We start from the raw sequence: 23,449 nt of genomic DNA, 5'->3' as shown, positions 1-23,449 counted from the left end.
TGCCCCAGGTCTGCATCTCTGCGTCTCCGGTAAGGGGGGTTCTAGTGTTACTTCCCAGAACCCGCAAGCAGATTTTTCACCTATTTTCATTTTTTTCTCGTTTTTCCTATTTTTATGTAAATTCAACGATTTAGCCTAATGTGATTGCGCTAGAATGGTGTTTTGCGCAGCTTTGTTGCGCCTCCCTTAGGTCAACTATTGGCACCCCATATCCACATCTGGTGTTATCCACAGATTTACCCACAACCCGGTCTCCGATTCAGGGCAAATCAGATGCTCTTCCCCGTCTATTCGCGTGAATCACTGTCAGGAATCGGGGAATCATCGATATGGTCGCTCTCATTCCGTGCTGTTCACATCCAACAGGCCTTTGAACACGATCGAGGCACAGACAAACTCCAACGATCTGCACCACCCCTACAACATCGGCACTTTGCGCGGTTGCCACAGACCGTAATGCCCCCAGCCCTATCACAGCACCGAACCCTACAAACACATGCCCACCGATCAAGTAGGCCAGCGACACGCTACCAGCTTGGTCAGCGGCTTTCCCCACCCCGCCTCTTGCGCATAACAATGCTTCCAAAAGACCAGCATGCCCAGCGCCAACTGCCGCATCGGCCCAGCCCCTACGATGCGCGGCGTTACAGACATCCCTACCCCCCAACAAATGGGCACGCTGCCAAAGCGCGCGTTGGGCTTAACAAGGACAAGTATTGTGTAACTGCATGGGATAGCCCTCCGGATACCGAAGGCCTATCGCGGGATGTTACTTCAGCAGTCGTTTATACCGCAGCGCAATCAAGCCGAGGATCACAGCCATATAGATGATCGGCTCGAACTGGATGCCTTTGACCAACCAGAGGTAATGTATCCCCCCCAGTATCACGGCCACATAGGTCAGCTTGTGCAGCTTGCGCCATGCAGCGGCACCCATCTTGCGAATAGACATATTGTTCGAGGTAATCGCCAAGGGCAGCAGCGCCACAAAACCCGCCATGCCAATGGTGATATAAGGACGCTTCCAGATATCCGCCCACATCTGCCCCCAGAGCAGGCTCATATCCAACACAACCCAGACCAGCAGATGCAGCGCCACATAGGTAAAGGCCAACAGACCAAAAGTGCGGCGGAATTTTAGCAGGTTCAGCCCGAGATACTGGCGCAGCGGTGTGATGCACAGCCCAATGATAAGCAATTGCAGAGCAATCTCGCCCAACTCATGCTCCAACGCCTTGATAGGCTCACGCCCAAGGCCGCCCGTCTGCGCGAGATACAGCAGCCACGGCACAGGCAATAGAGACAGTATATAGACAACCCAAGTCGGCACGCGGCGCGCAGCACCATTAATCTTGTCTACATAACCACTCATGCGCACGTCCCTACTGCCTTACAAACAAAAGGCCGGAGCATCTCACGCTCCGGCCTTCTCTCTATATACTACTCTTATATGTCTTTGCTCAGGTCCATACCCGCATACAGACTGCCGACCTCGGCCTCGTATCCGTTCATCATCAACGTGGGAATCCGCTTGGAGAACAACCCGCCGCCGATGACCCGCTCGGACGCTTGTGACCAGCGTGGGTGATTAACCTCTGGGTTCACATTACTATAGAACCCGTACTCACGCGCATTTGCCTTGTTCCAACTTGTGGGCGGCTGCTTGTCGGTCAGCGTGATCCGCACGACCGACTTGATGGATTTAAATCCGTATTTCCACGGCACCACCAGTCGCAGCGGGGCGCCATTCTGGTTGGGGATGTCTTTGCCGTAGATACCTGTCGCCATCATCGTCAACGGATGCACCGCCTCATCCAGCCGCAGACCCTCTACATAGGGCCAGTCCAGCACAGGGTACTTCACGCCCGGCATCTCGTCAGGACGCAGGGCCGTCTCGAAGGCCACGTATTTTGCACCCGATTGAACCCCCGCCATATCCAGCAGATCAGCCAGCTCAAACCCGTTCCACGGGATCACCATCGACCATGCCTCGACGCAGCGGAAGCGGTAGATGCGTTCCTCAATCGTCATGGCGGCCATAATATCGTCAAAGGCGTAGTCACCGGGTTTGTCTACCAGACCGTCAATCTTTATCGTCCAGGGCGCAGTGGTCAGCTGGTGCGCGTAACGGGCTGGATCATCCTTGCCTGTACCGAACTCGTAATAGTTGTTGTACTGGGTGATGTCGTCATAGCTGCTTGGCGTCAGCCCCTCGGCCGCCGCAACGCCGCCGCCTATGCTCGCCAGCCCCAAACCAGCAGCAGCACCGCCCATTAACTGACGACGGTTGAGGAATGTAGCTTCGTCCGTCACATCGGACTCTTTCAGCGTATTGGTCCAGCGCATGGCCATGGGGCAATCTCCTTGCTTGTTGCACTATACCTAAGCCTGCATCCCCCCGGCACCAAATCCTTTCAGGCTACATTTCATTCGGCACACCGGATTGTCAGCACACCGTAGCAATTGAGCGACGCAGCAAACCACTGCCACAGAGGCCTCGCCAACAAGGCAAGGCAGATGTCGAAATTGTCGCAGCTCGCAACCAATAATTGGCGATTTCTTGCCAATAAACCAATGCCTTGGCCGAATACCGCCACCAAATGCATGGTTAGTTCAACCGCCCATTGGGTCAAGAAAATATATCCCTCAAATTTTGTGAACCAAACCGTCAACGGCGCGTATCCCTTCCGATGTCACAAACGCATCACCAATGATAATCTAGGAGATCACCATGTTTCGTAAGACAATCCTCTCTCTGACAGCCGCCGCCGCTCTGACAACTTCCGCATTTGCCGCAGGCCACGCAAAAGACATCGTAGATACCGCAGCAGCCGCTGGTGACTTCGGCACACTGCTGGCCGCAGCCGAAGCCGCCGGTCTGGTCGACACACTGAAAAGCGAAGGCCCCTTCACAGTATTCGCCCCAACCGACGCAGCGTTCGCAGCATTGCCCGAAGGCACCGTCGCAGACCTGCTCAAGCCAGAGAACAAAGAGCAGCTGGCAGCCATCCTGACCTACCACGTGGTAGCAGGCAAAGTCATGTCCACCGACCTGACCGATGACATGGAAGCAGCCACCGTAAACGGCGATACTGTCATGATCGACCTCGACAATGGCGTAATGGTAGATGACGCGAACGTAACCGCCGCCGACATCGAAGCCACAAATGGCGTAATCCACGTCATCGACAAAGTGATCATGCCCGGTACCTAACTCTCCCCCAGAGTTTCAGGCATGAGGGAGCCCGCCAACAGTTTCAGTCGGCGGGCTTTCTTCTTTCAGGAATCAGTAAGTGAACCAGAACGGTGGCTCACTCAGCGGCATAACTTCTGCCAAGCTTCGCCAGCAGTGTCGCGACCTGCCTTTCGATCTCGCGCATGTCCCTTTGAAACAACTCTTCGGTATATTGAGGCTCCTCTTCATCACCCTCGACTGCCACAGGCTCTTCTGGTACATCGGCCACCTGCCTGCGCAGCTCTTGAATGATACGAATTGCATCGGCGTTATCTTTGCAGAAGGTGCCTGCTTGGGTTGCGACGCAGCTACCGATCCGTAAATCCTGCTTATGCTCTTTGTTCAGCACGTCATAGCGAACGTCATCTTCCTCTATCAGCCCTGCAAGGAAGTCGCGCGTATCCTGCAATCCCTGATCCTCGTCTGCGCGATACAGCACGTCAAAGTCAAAAATGGATGCCCGTTTCAGCCGCGCGGCCCGTACCAAAGCTCCGAAATGTTCAGTCTTCGCTCTCGGTGACATCTGCGCCACTTTGGCCAGCAATTCCTCATCGGATGGCGGCAGATAGCGGGTGTTTTTCAGACGGTCTTCCAACACATCAGACACAAAAAGATCTAGCGTATCAAACCCGCCGAAGGGAACTGGGACTACCATCGCCCGCAACAGATCCAGATCCATCTCAGCCAACTGGGCCTTAACCTCCTCAAGCGGCGCATTGGTCATCATATCCAGCGTCAGCTTGCCATCCCCCTCCAGTGTCGCCCTGAGGAAATACGCGCCGTTGCCGCCGTGGTTCTCCATGCGCTCAAGGTTAAATCCGTTCCAAGGCTCCAGCGTGACCCATTCGGTCTCCAGATAATCTGCAATCGCAAAGTCGGGATTGAGCAGGGTCCAGCGCCGCTTGGGGAACCGCGCCTTGATTGTTTTCTCATCCCCTCTGTCAAATCCGCGAAACAGCTTTTTACGGTAATATTGGGGCTGCACAAAAAGCCTGTAGTCGCCTTTTACAAACACCTCCGCATCATGCTTTCTGATGATAAATTTGCAGGTGTCGTATGGCACGGTCATACACTCAGCCAGATCAGGGCGCAGGGCGAAACCGTCCTCCTTTGTGTTGTACCGCAGCTGCCAGCCATCCGTGCCGACGCCCAAAGCACGAGACAGCTGTAGCGATAGCACTGCGCGTTCATTCAACACGATGGGTCGCGACAGATCGCTGTCCACACTCAGCTCGGGCAACACGACAGGCGTGCCCGCGATCTCTTTTACTTCTTTTCGGGGCGCAACATAGGCACCCTCGTTCATCATGGACTGGATGACGGCGACCATGCCCAGACCGATAATCGCGTTCACTAAGAACCCGCCCACCACGACGCCTACAATTATTTTCAGTACATTTCCGCGCATAGCGTCACCTCATTCCCAGAGGCGCTTCCGCCGCCCCCTGCCAGTGGTGTTGAATTTTCAACAAAACCTTGCGGTGAATGAGGCCAGAACACGGTATTATTCCGGACACGAAACGAAAAAGGCCGAAGCAAACGCTCCGGCCTTTCCTATCTTATCAATGCACCGTTTTAGTGCACCGTTGCCTCGTCAGGCTTGGGCTTGTTGCTCGGCGATATGCGGTCGCCGATGATCAAACCATCAGCGCCTGCACTCACAGGGATCGTATCCCCATCGTTCAAATCCCCCGCAAGCAGCATTTCCGCCAGCGGGTTTTGCAACGCTGACTGGATCACCCGCTTCAGTGGCCTTGCACCGAACACAGGGTCATACCCCTCATCCGCCAGCCATTTACGCGCGCTGTCATCCAGCGACAGATCAATCTTGCGCGCCGCCAGACGTTTCAGCAGGCGTGCCATCTGGATCGTGACGATACCGTCCATGTTTTCGCGGTTGAGGCGGTCAAAAATGATCGTCTCGTCCAGACGGTTCAGGAACTCGGGGCGGAAGTGCGCCCGCACCGCGTCCATCACATCACGTTTGGCCTGCGCCATGTCGCTGCCGTCAGGTGCATTGCTCAGTGCCTGCGCCCCAAGGTTGGAGGTAAGGATAATCAGCGTCTGCTTAAAATCCACCGTCCGGCCCTGCCCGTCGGTCAGCACACCATCGTCCAGCACCTGCAACAGCACGTTGAACACATCCGGATGCGCCTTCTCGACCTCGTCGAACAGCACCACCTGATAGGGGCGGCGGCGCACGGCCTCGGTCAACGCACCGCCCTCGTCATAGCCGACATAGCCGGGAGGCGCGCCGATCAGACGGGCAACCGCGTGCTTCTCCATGTACTCCGACATGTCGATCCGCACCATTGCGCTGTCATCATCAAACATGAACTCGGCCACCGCCTTGGTAAGCTCGGTTTTACCCACACCTGTCGGCCCAAGGAACAGGAAGCTCCCCAGCGGGCGGTCCTCGTCATTCAGACCCGCGCGTGAACGGCGCACAGCGTTGGCCACGGCCTTCACGGCGGCATCCTGCCCGATCACGCGGCCATGCAGCTGCTCTTCCATGCGCAGCAGCTTGTCACGCTCGCCTTCCAGCATCTTGCCTGCGGGGATACCCGTCCACCGCTCGACCACAGATGCGATCTGGTCGGGGCGCACGGCCTCTTCCACCATCATACCGTCATCGCGGCTTTCGGCCTCGACCAGCTGCCGTTCCAGATCGGGGATCACGCCATAAGACAGCTCACCAGCCTTGGCCAGATTGCCGTCCCGCTTGGCGATATCCAGATCGGCACGCGCGCGGTCAAGCTGCTCTTTGATGCCACGCGCACCTTCCAGCTTGTCACGCTCGGCCTGCCACGCTGCTGTCATTCCGGCACTGCGCTCCTGCAATTCCGCCAGATCCTTCTGCAACGTCTCCAGACGGTCCTTGCTGGCTTGGTCGTCTTCCAGCTTCAGCGCCTCTTCCTCGATCTGAAGCTGCAAGACCTGACGGTCCAGCGCATCCAGCTCTTCGGGCTTGCTGTCGACTTCCATACGCAGACGGCTTGCCGCCTCGTCCATCAGGTCGATTGCCTTGTCAGGCAGGAAACGGTCGGTGATATAGCGATGGCTCAACGTGGCCGCCGCCACCAAGGCGCTGTCGGTGATCCGCACACCATGGTGCAGCTCGTACTTCTCCTTGATGCCGCGCAGGATGCTGACCGTATCCTCTACAGTCGGCTCCAAAACCATCACCGGCTGGAACCGCCGCGCAAGGGCCGCGTCTTTCTCGACGTATTTGCGGTATTCGTCCAGCGTCGTCGCCCCAATGCAGTGCAATTCACCGCGCGCCAGCGCAGGCTTGATCAGATTGGCCGCGTCCATCGCGCCATCTGCCTTACCCGCACCCACCAGCGTGTGCATCTCGTCGATGAACAACACGATCTCGCCTGCGGCCTGTGTAACCTCGGTCAACACAGCCTTGAGACGCTCTTCAAACTCACCACGATACTTCGCGCCCGCGATCAATGCGCCCATGTCCAGCGCCAACAGCTTTTTGTTGCGCAGGCTTTCAGGCACATCACCGTTGACGATCCGCAAGGCGAGGCCTTCGGCAATTGCTGTCTTACCCACACCAGGCTCACCGATCAGAACGGGGTTGTTCTTGGTGCGGCGGGACAACACCTGCATGGCGCGACGAATTTCCTCATCGCGGCCGATGATCGGGTCAATCTTGCCCTCCTGCGCGCGCGCGGTCAGGTCTTGGGCGTATTTCTTCAACGCGTCATAACCGTCTTCGGCGCTGGCACTGTCTGCCGTACGCCCCTTGCGCAGATCATTCACAGCCGAGTTCAGCGACTGCGCGCTTACCTTGCCTGCCTCAAGTGCAGTCTTGGCGCCCGATTTGACCATGCACAGCGCCATCAAGATACGCTCTACAGGGACAAAGCTGTCTCCCGCTTTCTTGGCCAGGGCTTCTGCTTCGGCCAGTACCCGCGTGGTTGCACCGTCCAGATAAGTCTGTGCTGCATCACCTGTGACTTTGGGCATTTTACCCAATGCGATATCGACAGCCTGCTTGACCGCCGCAGCATCACCGCCGCTTGCGCTAATCAGGTTGGAGGCCAACCCTTCCTCGTCATCCAGTAATGCTTTTAGCAGATGCTCTGGCGCCAGCCGCTGGTGGCTTTCGCGTGTGGCGATCGTCTGCGCCGCTTGTACAAAGCCGCGCGACCGCTCCGTGAACTTGCTCAAGTCCATGGTATTCTCCTTTATATCAAAGCGTTCGCGTCTTCGGGGTACCCGCCCGGCGGCATACCTCTGTTGCGAACCTCACAATGATTATTTGGGGAGGGCAGCGCCCCCAATCAAGAGCCTGAAAGCATCAAATCCAGCAAAAAGATATCTGCTTTGGCCGAATTGTTTCACGCGATCACGGTCTGTTTTTCAAAAGCCAGCGAAATCCCGCCACACATAACCAATTGTTTTAAAGTGTATTTATAGTTTTTTACCATATTTTATGGCTGCGCGGGGAAACTAAGTCGCAAGTTAACAGTTAAATAAGCAATCGAAGTAACCATTTTGATTTTAGCGGTAAAACAAACCCTGCAAAAATAATGGGGTACATGAGGTGACGAGAATGACACAACAACTGAACACACAGCCCAAAGTCCAGATCAACGATGTGATCTACAATGCTGCCAGCCAATGCTTTGAGGCGCTGGTCATCGTAGATACGGGGTCACGCACAGCGAAATACCCCTGCGCCATCCAAGCGCCCATCACGATGGAGTTTGACGAAGCGGCCGCAGGTCTGACGACGCAAGCCTTGCGCCGCCACACACAGCGGTTTGGTCTTAAATCGCAGATGCGCAGCCATGCGCCTGCACCGCGCGCTGGCCGTCAGCGGTTTGATCCGCGCAAATGGCTGGCACAGCTTGGCTTCGGCTCTGCGCACAAGGCTGCCTGAAACCACGACATTCCCTTTTGCGCGCACCGCCACAGCATGCTCCTGTCCCTGCATGCCAAGGCCGCGCGCAAACACACAGACGTCTGCCTGCCTGCACTGTCTGTGATACTTGGTCCGGCTTGCCCCTGTGCAGCCGGACCTTTTTTCTGTACATCTCCCCCGTGCTGACATAGGGCCTCGGACGTTTGTCAATTCTTGCCCCGATGGAGAACGCCCCAATGACCGTAGCACATACCGATGACCGCCTGATCGTTGCCCTTGATGTCCCCAATGCCATTGCAGGGTTAGAGATGGCCGAGCGGATCGGTGATGCGGTCGGTTTTTACAAGATCGGTCTAGGCATGCTGACAGGCGGCGGTCTGGCACTGGCCAACGAGCTTAAACAAGAGCACGGCAAACGCATCTTTCTGGATATGAAGCTGTTCGATATCGGTGCCACCGTTGAGGCCGCAGTGCGCGGCCTTGCTCAATTCGATCTGGATTTTCTCACAGTACACGGCGATCCCCATGTTGTCCGCGCAGCCAAAGAAGGGGCTGCAGGCAGTGATATGAAAATTCTCGGCGTCACCATCCTGACTTCGCTGGACCGCAGCGATCTGGACGCCAGCCTGATCCGCGCAGGCGATGTGCCTGATCTGGTGGTCGAACGCGCCATACATGCGTTCGAGGCAGGCGCAGACGGCGTTATCGCCTCCCCGCAAGAGGCCGCCATGATCCGCGCACAGCCCGAGGCCGCAGGCAAGCTGATCGTCACTCCCGGTGTGCGCCCCGCAGGGGCCGATCTGGGTGATCAAATGAGGGTCACGACGCCCGCACAAGCCATCCGGAACGGCGCAAATCACGTGGTGGTAGGACGCCCGATCCACCGTGCGGACGATCCCGCAGCAGCCGCACGCGCAGTATTGGCCGAAATCAACGGCGTGGCCGCAACAACCTAACCGTGTGCTAATTCAGACACAGGCGGCGATTTTGCCGCAAAAGTCAGGTATCCCTGACTATGTGAAAGACCGTTTTCGTGCTACCTTATTGATGGTGATACTCCCCGACGAACTGGATCTTCCTGATGTTCGTCACCTTCCCCCCGCTAAAAGCAGCGGGGGGGTTTTTGAAAATTTATCAAACAATATCAGATATTTCCGCTCTGCGTCTGTTTCCAGATCGACAGCCGCTCCTGAAATACCGGCACCGCCTTGGGGTGGTGCAGGAACCGGTCTTCTTCCATCAATGTCCATCCCTGCCCCTCATCGCCGAACGCGACATCTTGCATGAACTGCTGTGGTAGCTGCGCCACATAAAACCACTTGGCTGCCACTCCCTCATAAAACTTCGCCCCCCACACGACATTGCCTTCGGGTACTATCAGCCCCAGTTCTTCGCGGCACTCCCGCAAGGCGCAGACCAGAGGGGTTTCGCCCCCCTCGCGCCCGCCCCCTGGCAGATCCCAATGATCGGCAAAGATCAGACCAGGTGTCGCATCGCGCAGGATCACTGCCAGTCGCGCACCAAGATACAGCGCCAGCTTTGCCCCCTCAAAGGGTTGTCCGTCATAGGGTGTGATGTCGAATTGCATGGGATTCTCCGTGCGGCGGGTCTATGGTCGGGCATCCTTCAACAGATCACAATCCCCGCCATGCCCGCACTCTGCCGCGATTGCTTACACCAATTCGACGATACCCGCCGTTGCCCCGCCTGCGGCAGCCCGCGCGTGACGCGGCACCCCGAGCTATGGGATCTGAGTATTGCGCATATGGATTGTGATGCGTTTTACGCTTCTGTCGAAAAACGTGACGACCCGACACTAGACGGAAAACCCGTTATCATCGGCGGCGGGCGGCGCGGTGTTGTCTCGACAGCGTGCTACGTCGCGCGCATCCGCGGTGTCCGCTCGGCCATGCCCATGTTTCAGGCGCTCAAGCTGTGCCCCGAGGCCGTCGTCATCCGTCCGCGCATGGAGGAATACGTCAAAGCCTCCCGCGCCATCCGCGAGATGATGGAGGAACTGACACCCGCAATCGAGCCACTGTCGCTGGACGAGGCCTTCCTTGATATGAGCGGCACCACCAAACTGCACGGCGCGCCGCCCGCTGTCATGCTGGCGCGGTTGGTGCGGCGCATGAAGACAGAGCTTGGCCTGACAGGCTCTATCGGGCTAAGCCACAACAAATTTCTGGCCAAGGTTGCCTCGGATCTCGACAAACCCCACGGATTTTCGGTCATCGGACAGGCCGAGACAATGGATTTTCTGCGCGACAAACCCGTGCGCATGATCTGGGGCGTGGGCGCTGCGGCCCAGGCCTCGTTGGACAAGGCGGGCATCCGCACCTTCTCGGACCTGCTGCGATGGGAACAACGGGACCTGATTGCGCGCTTTGGCGGCATGGGCGAGCGGTTGTACCATCTGGCGCGAGGGCAAGACCGCAGGCGCGTCTCGGCTCATGCGCCTATGAAATCCATCTCGAACGAGACAACCTTTGGCGAGGACACGTCTGACCCCGATCTGCTGGACGGCCATATCTGGCGGATGGCCGAGAAAGTCGCTGACCGCGCAAAGGCAAAAAACCTTGCAGGGCGGGTCGTAACCCTGAAACTCAAACGTGCAGACCATACGCTGCTGTCGCGCAGGGTCGCACTCAGCGATCCGACACAATTGGCTGATCGCATCTACCGTACGGCGCGTGGTTTATTCGATCAGGTCGGCGCACAGGGACCATACCGCCTGTTGGGCTGTGGCATATCCGACCTCAGCGATGGGACAGGAGCAGACAAGCTGGGCGACCTGCTGGACCCCGATGCCGCACGCCGTTCGGAGGCCGAGCGCGCCACGGATGCGATCCGCGACCGCTTCGGTGCCCGCGCCATTGTCAAAGGACGCACATTGCGGTGAGCAGGTATGGGGCCAGCCCCATCATCCCCAAAGGGATGATTCCCCGGAGGATTTAAGGCCAAGAAAAATAGGCGCCTCGTCTGATGATGCTATTCAGCAGCCAGCGGAATGCGGCTTTGACCGATCAGCGCCACTTCTTTGATGACTTCGCGCAGTGCCTTCTGAACAGCCTCGAAGTCCCCATTCGGGCGGATCAACTGTTCGTTCATATAAAGCGAGCGGTCGATTTCGACCTGCACCGCATGCTGGCCGATCTTCGGCTTGCCGTAGGCTTGCGTGATATAAGCCCCAGCAAAAGGCGAATTACGGGTAACGATGAACCCCGCATCACCAAAAGCTGCCTCGATCCTGTCGACCACATCACCGCTGGCAGCCGCGCCGAAACGGTCCCCCAGCACAACATCGGGCCTGCGGACGCCTGCGCGTGCGACACCGTCCATCGCCTCATGTGGCATTGAATGGCAATCGATCAGAACCGTTTGGCCGTGGCGCGTGTGTGCAGTGTCCAGCAAGGCTTGCAGGCGGTCATGGTACGGCTCCCAATATTGGGAAATACGTTCTTGGGCCTCATGCAGGGTCATCTTACCGCGGTATATTGCGCGGCCATTGGCCACCACGCGAGGAATCACGCCAAGGCCCGATGCCACACGCGGATTATGCCCCACGCGCCGCACCCCTTCGATCAAGGCAGGGTCCAACTCGTCCCGAGCGCGGTTCAGATCAACGTAGGCGCGCGGCGCACCCGCTTTTATGAACGCAGCGCCGTACTGTGGCGCACATTCAAACAGCTCATCCACAAAGGCATCTTCGGACGAGCGGATCGCGTGTTCGTTCAAAACCGTTTTGCGCATGAACGACCAGGTATAGTCCCGCCCCGAATGGGGGGATGCAAAAACAACGCATGAAGATGCAGTTGCAGGCAGAGATACATCGAAGGCGGCAGCGGGCATAAACGTCTCCTTGGTCAGAAAAGACATAGCGCAGTTTATAACAAAGCCAAAAGCCCTTGATCACGCAGCCGACTCCTTTTATAGCACGCGGACGGCGCGGTGTATTCGCGCCCCATTTTTGTTTGGGGCAAGGTCACTTCGTTCATATAAGTGGGTGATTAGCTCAGCGGTAGAGCACTTCGTTGACATCGAAGGGGTCACTGGTTCGATCCCAGTATCGCCCACCATGTATTCACTGGCGCATTTGTGCAACAAATGTGTCGCCCGTAACCCGGCGCTGGCCCGCGCCCAGACAACTGGAAGGAAGAATTCGATGAAAGTTCGCAATTCGCTCCGCTCGCTGAAGAACCGGCACCGTGATTGCCGCGTCGTGCGCCGCAAAGGCCGCGTTTACGTGATCAACAAAACACAAAAGCGTTTCAAAGCCCGTCAGGGTTAATTCGCTTTGACACAGATTTGAAAGAGGCTGCTTCCCCGTGATGCAGCCTCTTTTCTGTTGTGCCGTTGGCTTTGTAGAAATCAGGACGGTGCTCAGGACGGGGCAACGGCAATCCGACCGCGCGTCTCTAACCTGCTGACCGGTGGCACCAGTTGACCGCGCAAAGGAAGCCGCAGCGCCAACTCTCCTACCGACGAATTCGTCAAATCGATCAAATGTCCCCTCTTGGTTCGCAAACCTTTCACCTCAAAGGTCAGCAGTTCGGGCATCTCTATGATTCTCGTCTGTCCGGCACGGCCAAACATGGTATCCGCGCCTTGCCATGTCACACCTGCGGCAAACCGCACCCGAAACGTACCCGGTGGCACCAACACACGAAAAAACCGGCCCCCTACAATAAATGCAGCCAGCACATCGGCCCCCGTTTGCGGATCCGACAGTAACAGCACATAGTCCTCGCCAATGGTGGTTTTGACTTGCAGTGGAAAGACCGCAGGCAGGCCTGTTCTATTCCACATCAGGCCTTGCCGTGGTTTGTCATCGTCCCAAGGGACGGTTTGCGCCATTAACAGCACCGGCGCCAGAAAAAGACTTACCAATGCGCCGCAGCACCACAGTTTAAATCTGGCATATCCCATTCGCCTTCTCCCGCTATTCACGTTGTCAGACTATACAAGCCAGTCAGCGTAACCAGCCTTCACAAACAATTGGGCCGTGCGCACTGGTACTTGTCCCTGTCAACGCGCAGTATATCTGCAACAGACACCACATGACAAAGGACACCGCCATGACCGAGTACACTCCGCCCAAAGTATGGACATGGGAGGCCGAAAGCGGCGGCAAGTTCGCCTCTATTAACCGCCCCATCGCAGGTCCGACACATGACAAAGAGCTAGAGATCGGCAAGCACCCGTTCCAACTCTATTCCCTCGCAACGCCAAACGGCGTCAAAGTGACCATCATGCTCGAAGAGCTGCTGGCCGCAGGACACAAGGGTGCTGAATATGACGCCTGGCTGGTCAACATCGGTGAAGGTGTGCAATTCGGCTCTGGCTTTGTCGACGTGAACCCCAACTCCAAAATCCCCGCACTGATGGATCATTCCACCACGCCGCCCCAGCGCGTCTTCGAGAGCGGTGCAATCCTGCTCTACCTCGCCGAAAAATTCGGTGCCTTCACGCCCAAAGACCCCGCACAGCGCACCGAAATGATGAGCTGGCTGTTCTGGCAGATGGGCTCGGCCCCGTATCTGGGTGGCGGCTTCGGCCATTTTTACGCCTATGCCCCTGAAAAGTTCCAATATCCCATCGACCGCTTCACGATGGAGACCAAACGCCAGCTTGACGTAATGGACCGCCACCTTGCCGATAACGAATGGTTTGCAGGCGAATACTCCATCGCCGACATCGCGATTTGGTCATGGTACGGCCAGTTGGTGCTCGGCCGCCTCTATTCGGCGGCAGAATTCCTTGACGTGGCCTCTTACAAGAATGTCATGCGCTGGGCTGAAACAATTGATGCACGCCCTGCCGTCACCCGCGGTCGCATGGTCAACCGCGCCTTTGGCGATGATCTGTCCATGCAACTGCATGAGCGGCACGATGCCAGCGACTTTGACACCAAAACCCAAGACAAAGTTGCAAAATAGCACCAGAAAAGGCGCGCGCACCGACGATTGGTGCGCGCGTCCCGCTTCTTTATTTTTCCAATAAACTCAATCCCACAGGGGCGAAATGCACTGCCGCCCGCGCACAAACTCTTACTGCCGCTTCACCTGACGACAAATCAAAATCACCGGCAGCAACCCCATCGCTACAATCACAAGACTAGGCACCGCCGCCCCTTCCAACCGCTCGTCACTGGCCAAGCGGTAAGCCTGCACCGCGAGCGTGTCAAAATTGAAGGGCCGCATGATTAATGTGGCCGGCAGCTCTTTCATCACATCCACAAACACGATCAGCAAAGCCGTCAGCAGGCTTGGCGTCAGGATCGGCAGATGCACACGCCGCAGCGTGCCCACAGGCCCCTGTCCCAACGATCGTGAGGCCGCGTCCATGTTCACATGCACCATGGCCTGCCCGCCTTCATACGCCCCGAGGGCAGCCGCGAGAAACCGCACCATATAAGCAATCACCAACAGCCAGATACTCCCCGTGATCAGCAGACCGGTCGAGATATCAAATGTCGCCCGCATCCACGCATCCAGCGCATTGTCGAACGCCGCAAACGGCACAAGCAAACCGACAGCGATCACACCACCTGGCACCGCATACCCCAGCCGCGCGACATAGGCCGCCCCGCTTGATCGGCGGCCCCCGTCCAGCCGCTGATAGAAACCCACGCTGATCGCCGCCAGTACAGTCACCACCGCCGCAACCGATGCAAGCGTAGCCGAGTTCTGAATGAACCCCAGATAGCGCGCACTCAGCAGGTTCTGCTCCGACCCCAGACCCATCGAGAACAACACACCAATCGGCAGCAGCGCGCCGAACACAACAGGCACTGCACACAGCGCCGTGGCGAAAACACCGCGCCACCCGCTCAACGTCAGCGGCGGTGCCGCATTCGCCCGCCGTGCTGGATCGTGATACCGCGCGTCACCCCTTTGCAACCGCTCCAGCATCGCCAGCAACAAGGCAAAGCTGAGCAAACACAGGGCCAGTTGCGCCGCACCCACACGGTCAAACAACGAAAACCAACTGGTGTAGATGCCTGTCGCAAAGGTCTGCACCCCGAAATACGCAACAGTGCCGAAATCGGCAATCGTCTCCATCACCGCCAGCAGCACCCCCCCCGCGATCGCGGGACGCGCCAGTGGCAGGCTTATCTTGAAAAACGCAGCCCACGGGGATGACCCCAGCGCGCGGGCAGCCAGAAATGTTGTGCCGCTTTGCTGCAGGAATGCCGCGCGCGACAGCAGGTACACATAGGGGTAAAGCACCAGCACCAGCATCGCCGCAGCACCGCCAAGCGATCTGATTTCGGGAAACCAATAGTCACGTGGCCCCCACCCCGTCAGATCCCGCAGTGTCGCTTGCACGATCCCGGGGTGATCCAGCACATGTGTATAGGCATAGGCCAACACGTAGGCCGGAAAAGCCAGAGGAAGCACCAGCGCAATTTCGAAAAATCGCACTCCCGGAAAGCGGGTCATCGTCACCAGCCACGCAGCACCGACGCCTACGCAAAACGTCCCCGTCGCAACCAGCACAACCAGTGTCAGCGTGGTGCGCGCATAATCACCCAGAACGGTATCGGCCAGATGCCGAACCGTCTCCACGCCGCCCGACATTGCTGCCAGCAACACCGCCAGCATAGGCAATGCACAGGTGGCCGCGACCAGAACAGCAAACCACGACAATGCACGCGCACTGTCACGCTTGGTCTTTTTCACAGGTGTTGCAACATCAGCCATACGCCTATGTCGACCATTTTAGTCAGAAAGAAAAGCACCCCATCGCTACAACTCGCGACGATCTGTCAAACGCGTCAATCGTAGGTGCGCTGGTCCTCGATAACCAAGCCGTCTTTGGGCAAACTGTCAGGCGCGACAACCTCGATTTTACCTTTCAGCTTCAGCAACTGGGCTACTGATTGCGCATAGGCATCCGCATCAGGGGCGGCGCTTTCGATTTGTACGGTCATTACATCCTGTTCGTTCTCGCGTGTGGCAATGACACGCGCACGGGTGACTTCCGCGTGGTGCGCTACCAGTTGTGCTACCTGCTCCGGTCGTACAAACATGCCCTTGATCTTGGTTGTTTGATCCGCGCGGCCCATCCAGCCTTTGATGCGCATGTTGCTGCGCCCGCAAGGCGACTCGCCAGCCAGCACAGCACTCAGATCCCCTGTCGCAAATCGGATCAGCGGATAGTCGGGGTTCAGCGTGGTCACGATAACCTCGCCCACCTCACCCTCTGGCACGGGATCGCCAGTACCGGGCGTGACGATTTCCACGATAACACCTTCGTCTACGATCAGCCCTTCGGCAGCAGGTGATTCATAAGCGATATTGCCCAGATCAGCAGTGGCATAGCATTGTAGACAGGTGATGCCGCGCGCGGCATACCATTCGCGCAGCGATGGGAACAACGCACCGCCCCCTACCACGGCGCGGGTAATGCCCAGCGTTACGCCCATCTCGTCCGCCTTCTCAAGAATGACCTTGAGGTAGTCGGGCGTGCCAGCATACGCCGTGGTGCCAATATCGCGCGCTGCCATGACTTGCAGTTCCGTCTGGCCCGTGCCCGCAGGCAGCACTGTGGCCCCCACGGCCCGCGCACCGCTCTCGAATATCATGCCCGCTGGCGTCAGGTGGTAGCCAAAACAGTTGTGAACAATGTCACCGGCCTCGATGCCGACCGCATGCAAAAACCGCCCCATACGCCACCAGTCAGGGTCCGTCGACGAAGGCTCGTAAATCGGGCCAGGCGATTGAAACACATGGCTGAACCCGGTCGCAGGCTTGGTGGTAAAACCGCCAAAAGGTGCGGCCTGCGCCTGCGCGCGACCCAGATCGGATTTGCGCAAGACGGGCAATGTGGCCAGCGCCTCCCGCGTGGTAATCTGCGCACTGTCCACCTGCGCCAGTGTTTCCGCGTAACCGGCCAGTGCTTGCGCCCGTGCAATCTGTGCAGGCAGTGCTGCGGCCAGATCATCAGCCCGCACGTCAGCACTGCGGGTTTCCAACGCATCGAAATAGGTCATCTTGCTCATCCTGATAGCTTGTCTGCTGCCCTGCGCCATCGCACAGGTCGGGCTTCGTTCTGCCTTAGCTCAGCCAGCGTTTGCGGCGGCGATAGCTGCGCACATCACGAAAGCTTTTGCGCCCTTCGTCCGACATGCCCAGATAGAATTCTTTGACGTCCTGATTTTCGCGCAGATCAGCGGCGGGGCCATCCATCACCACGCGGCCACTCTCCAGAATGTAGCCGTAGTGGGCAAACCGCAGCGCCACATTGGTGTTCTGCTCGGCCAACAAAAAGGTCACGCCCTCTTTTTCGTTGATTGTCTTGACGATGCTGAAAATCTGCTCGACCAGCTGCGGGGCCAACCCCATTGACGGCTCGTCCAGCAAGATCGTCTCGGGGCGGCTCATCAGGGCGCGGCCAACGGCTGTCATTTGCTGTTCACCGCCAGAAGTATAGCCCGCTTGGGACTTGCGCCGCTCGCGCAGACGCGGAAAATAGTCATACACCATTTCCAGATCAGCAGCGATCGCACCCTTGCCGTCGGCGCGCGTATAGGCACCGGTCAGCAGGTTTTCCTCAACGGTCAGGTGCTCGAAACAGTGGCGCCCCTCCATTACCTGCACAACACCCTTTTTCACCGTCTCGGCAGGGTCTTGGGCCGCAATCGACTGGCCACGATACTTGATCGAGCCTTTGGTCACTTCGCCCCGCTCCGAGGCCAACAGACCACTGATCGCCTTAAGCGTGGTCGTCTTGCCAGCGCCATTGCCACCCAACAGGGCCGTAATCCCCCCTTTGGGCACATTCAGGCTCACGCCTTTGAGTACGAGGATCACGTGGTTGTAGATCACTTCGATGTTGTTCACTTCGAGCAGGTTTTCGACCTGCACCTCGGCGGTGTTCGCATCCAACATGTGCCTGATACCCTTCTTGAATTCTTGAGGTTTCTGGCCGCCACCAATGCAGCGGCCAGAGGGGAAGCGGCTTACTTACAGCCGGCTTCGATGTTGTTTTCCGCAGCATAGGCAGCAGAGTCTTCTTCGATCAGCGCGCCAATAACTTCCATGTCGGAAGGCCCGAAGTCCGAAATCAGGCTCCATGTCTTGGAGGAAGCGTCCCACTGGGTCACACCAACCAGACCGTCACCACCGTGGTTCTGGCACGATACTTTGAACGCAGGACCAAAGTTCGGCAGACCAAGTGCTGCCATCTTCTCTTCGGTAATTTCCAACGCTTCCATACCGTCACGCATCTGCGCGGGGTTGATGTCGGCAACGCCGTGGATTTCCTGCGCGGTTTTCACAGCTTCCGCTGCCAGCATCGCCGCATAGAGACCACGGTTATAGAGAACTGTGCCGATCTGATCGCCAGCGCCAGCCGCATCGCCCTTGTCCACAACATGCGTCTTGATGTCGTCAAATACTGGGAAATCGTTGCCCACACCGTGGAACGTCAACGCTTTGTAGCCGTTGGCCGAATCGCCTGCCGCCAGAACGTCATTTTCGGAACCGGACCACCAGATGCCGATGAAGTTTTCCATCGGGAAACGGATGTTCGCGGCTTCCTGAATGGCAACCTGGTTCATAACGCCCCAGCCGTACATGATCACATAATCAGGCTTGTCACGGCGGATTTGCAGCCACTGTGATTTCTGCTCCTGACCAGGGTGGTCAACTGGCACTTCCTTGAACTCGAAACCATGCTTGGCCGACAGCTCTTGCAGTGTGCGGATCGGCTCTTTGCCGTAGGCAGAGTTGTGGTAAACCAGAGCAACTTTTTTGCCCTTCAGATCGCCACCGTTTTCGGCCAGCAAATAGTTGATCGCACCGGACGCACCGTTCCAGTAGTTCGCAGGATAGTTGAACGTGTGGCTGAACACTTCGCCATTTGCCGCAGACGTACGGCCATAGCCCATCGTGTGCATCGGGATGCCGTCTGCCGTGGTTTTCGGGATCAGCTGGTATGTGATACCTGTGGACAGCGGTTGATACACAAGGCTGCCTTCGCCTTTGGTTGCTTCATAGCACTCAACACCCTTTTCGGTGTTATAGCCTGTCTCGCATTCCAGAACGCGCGTCATCACGCCACCAATACCGCCATCACGCGCGTTGAGCATGGTGAAATAATCGGCATAGCCATCCGCAAACGGGATACCACCCGCAGCATATGGACCTGTGCGATAGCTCAGCGACGGGAACACAAGATCCGCCATTACGGGGCTTGCTGCCATCAGGGCCGCGACGGCCATTGTACCTAGTTTATATTTCATCGGTGTTTCCTCCCTTGGATATTATCCGATTGGTCTTCATGGGCAGATTATTCTACCTCTGGTATCAGCAGCCCCCCGTCAGTGCGGGAAAGGCCACAATCTCAATTTCTCTTTCGCCACACGCCACAGCTGGTTGATGCCGTGCGGCTCTGCGATCAGGAATACGATAATCAACAGGCCGACAATCACCAGCTGCAAATGTGCCACGATGTCAGTGGGCCATCCCAGCCAGTCCACCCCGATCACTTTCAACGCGACAGGCAACAACACCAGAAACGCCGCCCCCGCAAAAGAGCCAAAGATGCTGCCCAAACCACCGATGATGATCATGAACAAAACAAGGAATGACTTCTGGATGCCGAATGCTTCGCCCACTTCGACCGCGCCAAGATAGACAGAGAAAAACAGCGCCCCCGAGATACCGATAAAGAACGACGACACCATGAAGGCTGTCAGCTTGGCACGCAGCGGGTTCACCCCGATGATCTCGGCGGCGATATCCATATCGCGGATCGCCATCCATTTGCGCCCCGCCGATCCGCGCGTCAGATTCCGCGCCACATAGGCACAGACAATCGTAAAGAACAGACAGAACACATAGGCCGCCCAAGGCGCTACCGAAGGCCCGGTAATCAACACGCCGAACAGGTCCCGCTCGGGCGCGCTGATCTGGCCCGAGGCCGAGTAGTTGTAGAACCACGATACACGGTTAAACAGCCACACAAGAAAGAACTGCGCCGCCAGTGTCGCCACCGCCAGATAGAACCCCTTGATCCGAAGGCTCGGCAGACCGAACAAAACCCCCACAATGGCCGTCATGACGCCGCCCATAATGACGCTTAGAAAGATATTGAATTCCGGCAGCCGGAACAGCAATTCGCCGCCCCACCAGATATCGACGCCTGTCATGAACTTGTAACAGCTATAGGCCCCCACAGCCATAAAACCACCAGTCCCCAGCGATACCTGCCCGCAATATCCAACCAGAATATTCAGCCCCAGTGCTGCAATCGAATAGATCAGGAAAGGCAACAGCAGCGAGTTCACCCAATAGTCGTTGAGTGAAAACGGAACCACAACGATGGCTATGAACAGCACCAGATAATAGCGGTAGCGATCAAACTTGATCGGAAACGTCTGCTGATCCTCGGCGTAGGTCGTACTAAAATCGCCTGCTTCACGGTAGAACATTCAAATTTCCTCACTATTCGACTGGCGCAATTCACTTCGTAAATCGCCCATGTAAATTCCGATCCGCCGCAGGCAGAACAGTATGGCTCCCAGCGCCATCGCCAACAAACCAAAAGCAAAAGTGGCCAAGACCGCCAATATCTGGGCGAAAGCATCCACATCACCCGACGGGACCGCCTCTACTGTCTGGCCATCTTGGTAGGTGTAGACATACGGCGTTACCGAAGACGGGATGAATGGCGCAAGGATCGCGGCAAAGCACAACGATAGCCCCACTCCGATCAACGCCCACTGGATCACCGCCAGCAGCATATCAGGATTTAACATGCGCATGTGTCCCTAAACCCGCTCAATGATCTTCTCCCCGAACAATCCCTGCGGACGGAACACCAGAAACACCAGTGCCAGCATGTAGGCAAACCAGTTTTCGGTCGCCCCCCCAAGGAAGGGTGCCCCAATCAGGAATTCAAACAGCTTCTCACCCACGCCAATAATCAGACCACCAACAATAGCGCCCGGAATGGACGTGAACCCGCCCAACATCAGCACCGGCAAAGCCTTCAATGCGATCAGCGACAGCGAGAACTGCACGCCCGATTTCGCCCCCCACATGATACCAGCGACCAAGGCCACAAACCCCGCCAGCGACCACACCAAAATCCAGATGAAATTGAGCGATACGCCAACAGACAATGCCGCCTGATGGTCATCCGCTACGGCCCGCATCGCGCGGCCCTGCTTGGTGTACTGCGCAAAGATCACCAGTCCCGCCACCAGCAAAGCAGCGATCAGGCTGGCCACAATATCCAGATTGTCGATGAAGAAACCATAACCGAGCGCATTGAACGTCGTCTCGTCGATCCAGGTGTTCATGCCCTGCGGCAGACACGCGCCTTCGGCCGCACAGACGTTCAGCGCCTTCAGTTCTGAACCCCACATCAGGTCCGCAACACCTTCCAGAAAATATGCCAGACCGATCGTCGCCATAAACAGAATGATCGGCTCCTGTCCCACCAGATGCCGGAACACAAACCGCTGCACGGCCCATGCCAGCACGATCATCACAACAACCGTCAGCGCAATCGCCACAAACGAATGGACGTCCCAACCGAAATAATGAATGTCCGTCCCGAAAATCGCGTTGATCAGGTGCGAAAACGGCACCTGACCATTCTGGATGCCCACCAGCGTCATCGCCGCAAACAGCGCCATAACCCCTTGGGCATAGTTGAAAATGCCGGACGCCTTGTAGATCAGTACAAAACCGAGAGCCACGAGCGCATAAAGCACCCCCGCCATCAGGCCGTTGGCGAACACTTCAATGGTAAAGGCCAGTTGTTCATTCATTGGCTTGGTCCCTCTGCGAGTAGATTGCGGGTGTGTTCACGTTCAGGCTGATCCGAAACAGACAGACGCGTCAGCCCTGTCTCGCCCAAATTCCAGTTCAAAGTAATTTCTGTCACGCGGCCCGCATCATTGCGCGACGCAAGAAATACTGCCGCATAAGCCCGCGGCATGTCTTTGGTTGAAACAGGTTCAAAATCGCTTGTCGCAACAAAGGTCTCACCCTCTGCCATTCGCCACGCACGATAGGCTGTAGCGATCTCATAATATGACATGCCCGTTATCAACATCTCGCACGTCGGCTGCGCGTCAGCATAAACCACAACAACATTGTCATGCGCCGTCTTGCGGTAGCCCAGAACATCCGTCCGCAACACATTAGACCGGAAGACCCCCTGTGCGCTTTGCGGCAGCGGCAGCAGGTCTGCCCTCTCGAACCCGTCAGGATCGGCAAAAAACGCCGCACAGTGAGTGTTATACACTCCACAAATCTGCGCCATCTCCGGCGCAGGCTGCGAACAAATCCCGACAGCATAGGCTGGCAGCGGCATCGCAAATAGCACCGCCGCGCACCATGACCGCAGGCCAGTCTGTTTGCGCTGCACCAAATCAATCATGCGCAACGCCCAGATAGGCATCAATCACTTCTTGATTGTTACGCACTTCATGCGGCGTGCCATCACCAATCTTTTTGCCATAGTCCATCACAACCACACGGTCGCTCAGATCCATCACAACGCCCATATCATGCTCGATCAGCGCAATTGTGGTGCCAAATTCATCGTTCACATCAAGGATAAAGCGGCTCATATCCTCTTTCTCCTCCACGTTCATCCCCGCCATCGGCTCGTCCAACAGCAAAAGCGACGGCTCGGCCGCCAGCGCACGCGCCAACTCCACCCGCTTCTTCAAACCATACGGCAGCCGCGCCACGGGCGTTTTGCGAATTGCCTGAATTTCTAGAAAGTCGATGATCTTCTCGGCCACTTCACGGTTCTCGACCTCTTCACGCTCCGCCGCACCACGCCAGATCATCTGGGAAAGCATGCCCGTCTTCATATGGGTCAATCGACCGGTCATCACGTTGTCCAAAACGCTCATCCCCTCGAACAGAGCAATGTTCTGGAACGTCCGGGCGATCCCCTGCTGGGCCACCTGAAACGGCTTCACAGGCGGACGCGGCGCACCACGGTACCAGACCTCGCCCTCCTGCGGCACATAGAACCCCGATATTACGTTCAACATAGAGGACTTGCCCGCGCCGTTCGGCCCGATAATCGCACGAATTTCGCCCTCGCGGATATCAAACGAAATATCCTTGATTGCTTCCACACCGCCAAACCGCAGCGTGATGTTCTTCATTTCCATCACAACAGGACCAATCGTGCGTCCATCCTCGGTGACGTAACTCTCGACCGTGTCTTTCACGCACCCAACCCCGTCTTCATTTTTCCAATTAAACTCGATCCTGCACCCAGCACCTGCGCATCACCGCCGTTCATCGTGAAACGGGATGGTGGGCGGGGCGTCGGCGCAGCCGCGCGTC

23 protein-coding genes and 1 tRNA gene are annotated in these 23,449 nt (G+C 57.2%); 7 read left to right on the top strand and 17 right to left on the bottom strand.

Going from position 1 to position 23,449, the window contains the following annotated elements:
- Positions 1–507: 507 nt before the first annotated feature.
- The 3 genes from Q0903_RS08045 to msrP all read right to left on the bottom strand — a co-directional run bounded on the left by Q0903_RS08045 (position 508) and on the right by msrP (position 2,352).
- A complete protein-coding gene (locus tag Q0903_RS08045; RefSeq protein ID WP_299414426.1) occupies positions 508–654 on the bottom strand; it encodes a hypothetical protein in 147 nt (48 codons plus the stop codon).
- A 115-nt stretch (positions 655–769) separates the two neighbouring features.
- Positions 770–1,372 (bottom strand): protein-methionine-sulfoxide reductase heme-binding subunit MsrQ, encoded by a 603-nt coding sequence (msrQ, locus tag Q0903_RS08040; protein ID WP_299027557.1) that lies wholly within the window; start codon positions 1,370–1,372, stop codon positions 770–772.
- Between the two features lie 74 nt (positions 1,373–1,446).
- Positions 1,447–2,352 carry a protein-methionine-sulfoxide reductase catalytic subunit MsrP gene (gene msrP / locus Q0903_RS08035; RefSeq protein ID WP_299027554.1) on the bottom strand — a complete coding sequence of 302 codons (906 nt, stop codon included), beginning with the start codon at positions 2,350–2,352 and terminating at the stop codon, positions 1,447–1,449.
- Between the two features lie 379 nt (positions 2,353–2,731).
- Between msrP and Q0903_RS08030 the strand changes: the two genes are divergently transcribed.
- Positions 2,732–3,214, top strand: a complete 483-nt coding sequence (locus Q0903_RS08030; RefSeq protein ID WP_299027551.1) for a fasciclin domain-containing protein — start codon at positions 2,732–2,734, stop codon at positions 3,212–3,214.
- Between the two features lie 97 nt (positions 3,215–3,311).
- Here Q0903_RS08030 and Q0903_RS08025 read toward each other — a convergent pair whose 3' ends face one another.
- Together Q0903_RS08025 and clpB are read right to left on the bottom strand one after the other, a co-directional pair.
- Positions 3,312–4,643, bottom strand: coding sequence for a hypothetical protein (locus Q0903_RS08025; protein WP_299414422.1), 1,332 nt, complete (start codon positions 4,641–4,643; stop codon positions 3,312–3,314).
- 167 nt (positions 4,644–4,810) lie between these two features.
- Entirely contained in the window at positions 4,811–7,426 is a 2,616-nt protein-coding gene (gene clpB / locus Q0903_RS08020) for an ATP-dependent chaperone ClpB (protein WP_299414419.1), read from the bottom strand.
- 379 nt (positions 7,427–7,805) lie between these two features.
- Between clpB and Q0903_RS08015 the strand changes: the two genes are divergently transcribed.
- On the top strand, positions 7,806–8,135 hold the full coding sequence (locus Q0903_RS08015) for an orotidine 5-phosphate decarboxylase (protein ID WP_299027543.1): 330 nt from the start codon (positions 7,806–7,808) through the stop codon (positions 8,133–8,135).
- A 218-nt stretch (positions 8,136–8,353) separates the two neighbouring features.
- Positions 8,354–9,073: an orotidine-5'-phosphate decarboxylase gene (gene pyrF / locus Q0903_RS08010; RefSeq protein ID WP_299414416.1), complete on the top strand. Its 720-nt coding sequence runs from the start codon at positions 8,354–8,356 to the stop codon at positions 9,071–9,073.
- Between the two features lie 188 nt (positions 9,074–9,261).
- On the opposite strand, the gene Q0903_RS08005 is transcribed toward pyrF, so the two are convergent.
- Positions 9,262–9,705: an NUDIX hydrolase gene (locus Q0903_RS08005; protein WP_299414413.1), complete on the bottom strand. Its 444-nt coding sequence runs from the start codon at positions 9,703–9,705 to the stop codon at positions 9,262–9,264.
- A 60-nt stretch (positions 9,706–9,765) separates the two neighbouring features.
- On the opposite strand from Q0903_RS08005, the gene Q0903_RS08000 reads away from it, so the two are divergent.
- Positions 9,766–11,019, top strand: a complete 1,254-nt coding sequence (locus Q0903_RS08000) for a DNA polymerase IV (protein ID WP_299027766.1) — start codon at positions 9,766–9,768, stop codon at positions 11,017–11,019.
- Positions 11,020–11,108: 89 nt separating this feature from the next.
- Here Q0903_RS08000 and Q0903_RS07995 read toward each other — a convergent pair whose 3' ends face one another.
- Positions 11,109–11,969: an N-formylglutamate amidohydrolase gene (locus Q0903_RS07995; RefSeq protein ID WP_299027534.1), complete on the bottom strand. Its 861-nt coding sequence runs from the start codon at positions 11,967–11,969 to the stop codon at positions 11,109–11,111.
- A 152-nt stretch (positions 11,970–12,121) separates the two neighbouring features.
- On the opposite strand from Q0903_RS07995, the gene Q0903_RS07990 reads away from it, so the two are divergent.
- Both Q0903_RS07990 and ykgO read left to right on the top strand, forming a co-directional pair.
- A tRNA-Val gene (locus tag Q0903_RS07990) sits at positions 12,122–12,196 on the top strand.
- Positions 12,197–12,282: 86 nt separating this feature from the next.
- Entirely contained in the window at positions 12,283–12,408 is a 126-nt protein-coding gene (ykgO, locus tag Q0903_RS07985; protein WP_025058716.1) for a type B 50S ribosomal protein L36, read from the top strand.
- Between the two features lie 92 nt (positions 12,409–12,500).
- Here ykgO and Q0903_RS07980 read toward each other — a convergent pair whose 3' ends face one another.
- Positions 12,501–13,046: a hypothetical protein gene (locus Q0903_RS07980; RefSeq protein WP_299414409.1), complete on the bottom strand. Its 546-nt coding sequence runs from the start codon at positions 13,044–13,046 to the stop codon at positions 12,501–12,503.
- Between the two features lie 149 nt (positions 13,047–13,195).
- Between Q0903_RS07980 and yghU the strand changes: the two genes are divergently transcribed.
- Entirely contained in the window at positions 13,196–14,056 is an 861-nt protein-coding gene (gene yghU, locus Q0903_RS07975) for a glutathione-dependent disulfide-bond oxidoreductase (RefSeq protein ID WP_299414407.1), read from the top strand.
- Between the two features lie 111 nt (positions 14,057–14,167).
- Here yghU and Q0903_RS07970 read toward each other — a convergent pair whose 3' ends face one another.
- The 9 genes from Q0903_RS07970 to Q0903_RS07930 form a co-directional block, all read right to left on the bottom strand.
- The gene (locus tag Q0903_RS07970) at positions 14,168–15,823 is read right to left on the bottom strand and encodes an iron ABC transporter permease (protein WP_299414405.1); all 1,656 of its coding nucleotides are present in this window, start codon (positions 15,821–15,823) and stop codon (positions 14,168–14,170) included.
- Between the two features lie 74 nt (positions 15,824–15,897).
- The gene (locus Q0903_RS07965; protein ID WP_299414402.1) at positions 15,898–17,115 is read right to left on the bottom strand and encodes an AMP-binding protein; all 1,218 of its coding nucleotides are present in this window, start codon (positions 17,113–17,115) and stop codon (positions 15,898–15,900) included.
- Positions 17,116–17,179: 64 nt separating this feature from the next.
- Positions 17,180–18,013 carry an ABC transporter ATP-binding protein gene (locus Q0903_RS07960; protein WP_299027520.1) on the bottom strand — a complete coding sequence of 278 codons (834 nt, stop codon included), beginning with the start codon at positions 18,011–18,013 and terminating at the stop codon, positions 17,180–17,182.
- 71 nt (positions 18,014–18,084) lie between these two features.
- Entirely contained in the window at positions 18,085–19,368 is a 1,284-nt protein-coding gene (locus tag Q0903_RS07955) for an ABC transporter substrate-binding protein (RefSeq protein WP_299414397.1), read from the bottom strand.
- 78 nt (positions 19,369–19,446) lie between these two features.
- Entirely contained in the window at positions 19,447–20,559 is a 1,113-nt protein-coding gene (locus Q0903_RS07950; protein ID WP_299027514.1) for a branched-chain amino acid ABC transporter permease, read from the bottom strand.
- The gene (locus Q0903_RS07945) at positions 20,560–20,886 is read right to left on the bottom strand and encodes a hypothetical protein (protein ID WP_299027511.1); all 327 of its coding nucleotides are present in this window, start codon (positions 20,884–20,886) and stop codon (positions 20,560–20,562) included.
- Between the two features lie 12 nt (positions 20,887–20,898).
- Positions 20,899–21,906, bottom strand: a complete 1,008-nt coding sequence (locus tag Q0903_RS07940) for a branched-chain amino acid ABC transporter permease (RefSeq protein WP_299027508.1) — start codon at positions 21,904–21,906, stop codon at positions 20,899–20,901.
- Positions 21,903–22,520, bottom strand: coding sequence for a hypothetical protein (locus Q0903_RS07935; protein ID WP_299414393.1), 618 nt, complete (start codon positions 22,518–22,520; stop codon positions 21,903–21,905). The genes Q0903_RS07940 and Q0903_RS07935 overlap by 4 nt, the downstream gene beginning before the upstream one ends.
- Positions 22,513–23,331 carry an ABC transporter ATP-binding protein gene (locus Q0903_RS07930; RefSeq protein ID WP_299027502.1) on the bottom strand — a complete coding sequence of 273 codons (819 nt, stop codon included), beginning with the start codon at positions 23,329–23,331 and terminating at the stop codon, positions 22,513–22,515. The genes Q0903_RS07935 and Q0903_RS07930 overlap by 8 nt, the downstream gene beginning before the upstream one ends.
- Between the last annotated feature and the right edge of the window lie 118 nt (positions 23,332–23,449).

It is taken from the genome of uncultured Sulfitobacter sp. (assembly GCF_947502895.1).
Classification (GTDB): Bacteria; Pseudomonadota; Alphaproteobacteria; order Rhodobacterales; family Rhodobacteraceae; genus Sulfitobacter.
This window is presented reverse-complemented; position numbering and strand designations above follow the sequence as displayed.

Bases quoted from the DNA above. Each gene is read 5' to 3' on its own strand.
- Q0903_RS08045 (WP_299414426.1), bottom strand. From the start codon at position 654: ATGTCTGTAACGCCGCGCATCGTAGGGGCTGGGCCGATGCGGCAGTTG.
- msrQ (WP_299027557.1), bottom strand. From the start codon at position 1,372: ATGAGTGGTTATGTAGACAAGATTAATGGTGCTGCGCGCCGCGTGCCG.
- msrP (WP_299027554.1), bottom strand. From the start codon at position 2,352: ATGGCCATGCGCTGGACCAATACGCTGAAAGAGTCCGATGTGACGGAC.
- Q0903_RS08030 (WP_299027551.1), top strand. From the start codon at position 2,732: ATGTTTCGTAAGACAATCCTCTCTCTGACAGCCGCCGCCGCTCTGACA.
- Q0903_RS08025 (WP_299414422.1), bottom strand. From the start codon at position 4,643: ATGCGCGGAAATGTACTGAAAATAATTGTAGGCGTCGTGGTGGGCGGG.
- clpB (WP_299414419.1), bottom strand. From the start codon at position 7,426: ATGGACTTGAGCAAGTTCACGGAGCGGTCGCGCGGCTTTGTACAAGCG.
- Q0903_RS08015 (WP_299027543.1), top strand. From the start codon at position 7,806: ATGACACAACAACTGAACACACAGCCCAAAGTCCAGATCAACGATGTG.
- pyrF (WP_299414416.1), top strand. From the start codon at position 8,354: ATGACCGTAGCACATACCGATGACCGCCTGATCGTTGCCCTTGATGTC.
- Q0903_RS08005 (WP_299414413.1), bottom strand. From the start codon at position 9,705: ATGCAATTCGACATCACACCCTATGACGGACAACCCTTTGAGGGGGCA.
- Q0903_RS08000 (WP_299027766.1), top strand. From the start codon at position 9,766: ATGCCCGCACTCTGCCGCGATTGCTTACACCAATTCGACGATACCCGC.
- Q0903_RS07995 (WP_299027534.1), bottom strand. From the start codon at position 11,969: ATGCCCGCTGCCGCCTTCGATGTATCTCTGCCTGCAACTGCATCTTCA.
- ykgO (WP_025058716.1), top strand. From the start codon at position 12,283: ATGAAAGTTCGCAATTCGCTCCGCTCGCTGAAGAACCGGCACCGTGAT.
- Q0903_RS07980 (WP_299414409.1), bottom strand. From the start codon at position 13,046: ATGGGATATGCCAGATTTAAACTGTGGTGCTGCGGCGCATTGGTAAGT.
- yghU (WP_299414407.1), top strand. From the start codon at position 13,196: ATGACCGAGTACACTCCGCCCAAAGTATGGACATGGGAGGCCGAAAGC.
- Q0903_RS07970 (WP_299414405.1), bottom strand. From the start codon at position 15,823: ATGGCTGATGTTGCAACACCTGTGAAAAAGACCAAGCGTGACAGTGCG.
- Q0903_RS07965 (WP_299414402.1), bottom strand. From the start codon at position 17,115: ATGACCTATTTCGATGCGTTGGAAACCCGCAGTGCTGACGTGCGGGCT.
- Q0903_RS07960 (WP_299027520.1), bottom strand. From the start codon at position 18,013: ATGTTGGATGCGAACACCGCCGAGGTGCAGGTCGAAAACCTGCTCGAA.
- Q0903_RS07955 (WP_299414397.1), bottom strand. From the start codon at position 19,368: ATGAAATATAAACTAGGTACAATGGCCGTCGCGGCCCTGATGGCAGCA.
- Q0903_RS07950 (WP_299027514.1), bottom strand. From the start codon at position 20,559: ATGTTCTACCGTGAAGCAGGCGATTTTAGTACGACCTACGCCGAGGAT.
- Q0903_RS07945 (WP_299027511.1), bottom strand. From the start codon at position 20,886: ATGTTAAATCCTGATATGCTGCTGGCGGTGATCCAGTGGGCGTTGATC.
- Q0903_RS07940 (WP_299027508.1), bottom strand. From the start codon at position 21,906: ATGAATGAACAACTGGCCTTTACCATTGAAGTGTTCGCCAACGGCCTG.
- Q0903_RS07935 (WP_299414393.1), bottom strand. From the start codon at position 22,520: ATGATTGATTTGGTGCAGCGCAAACAGACTGGCCTGCGGTCATGGTGC.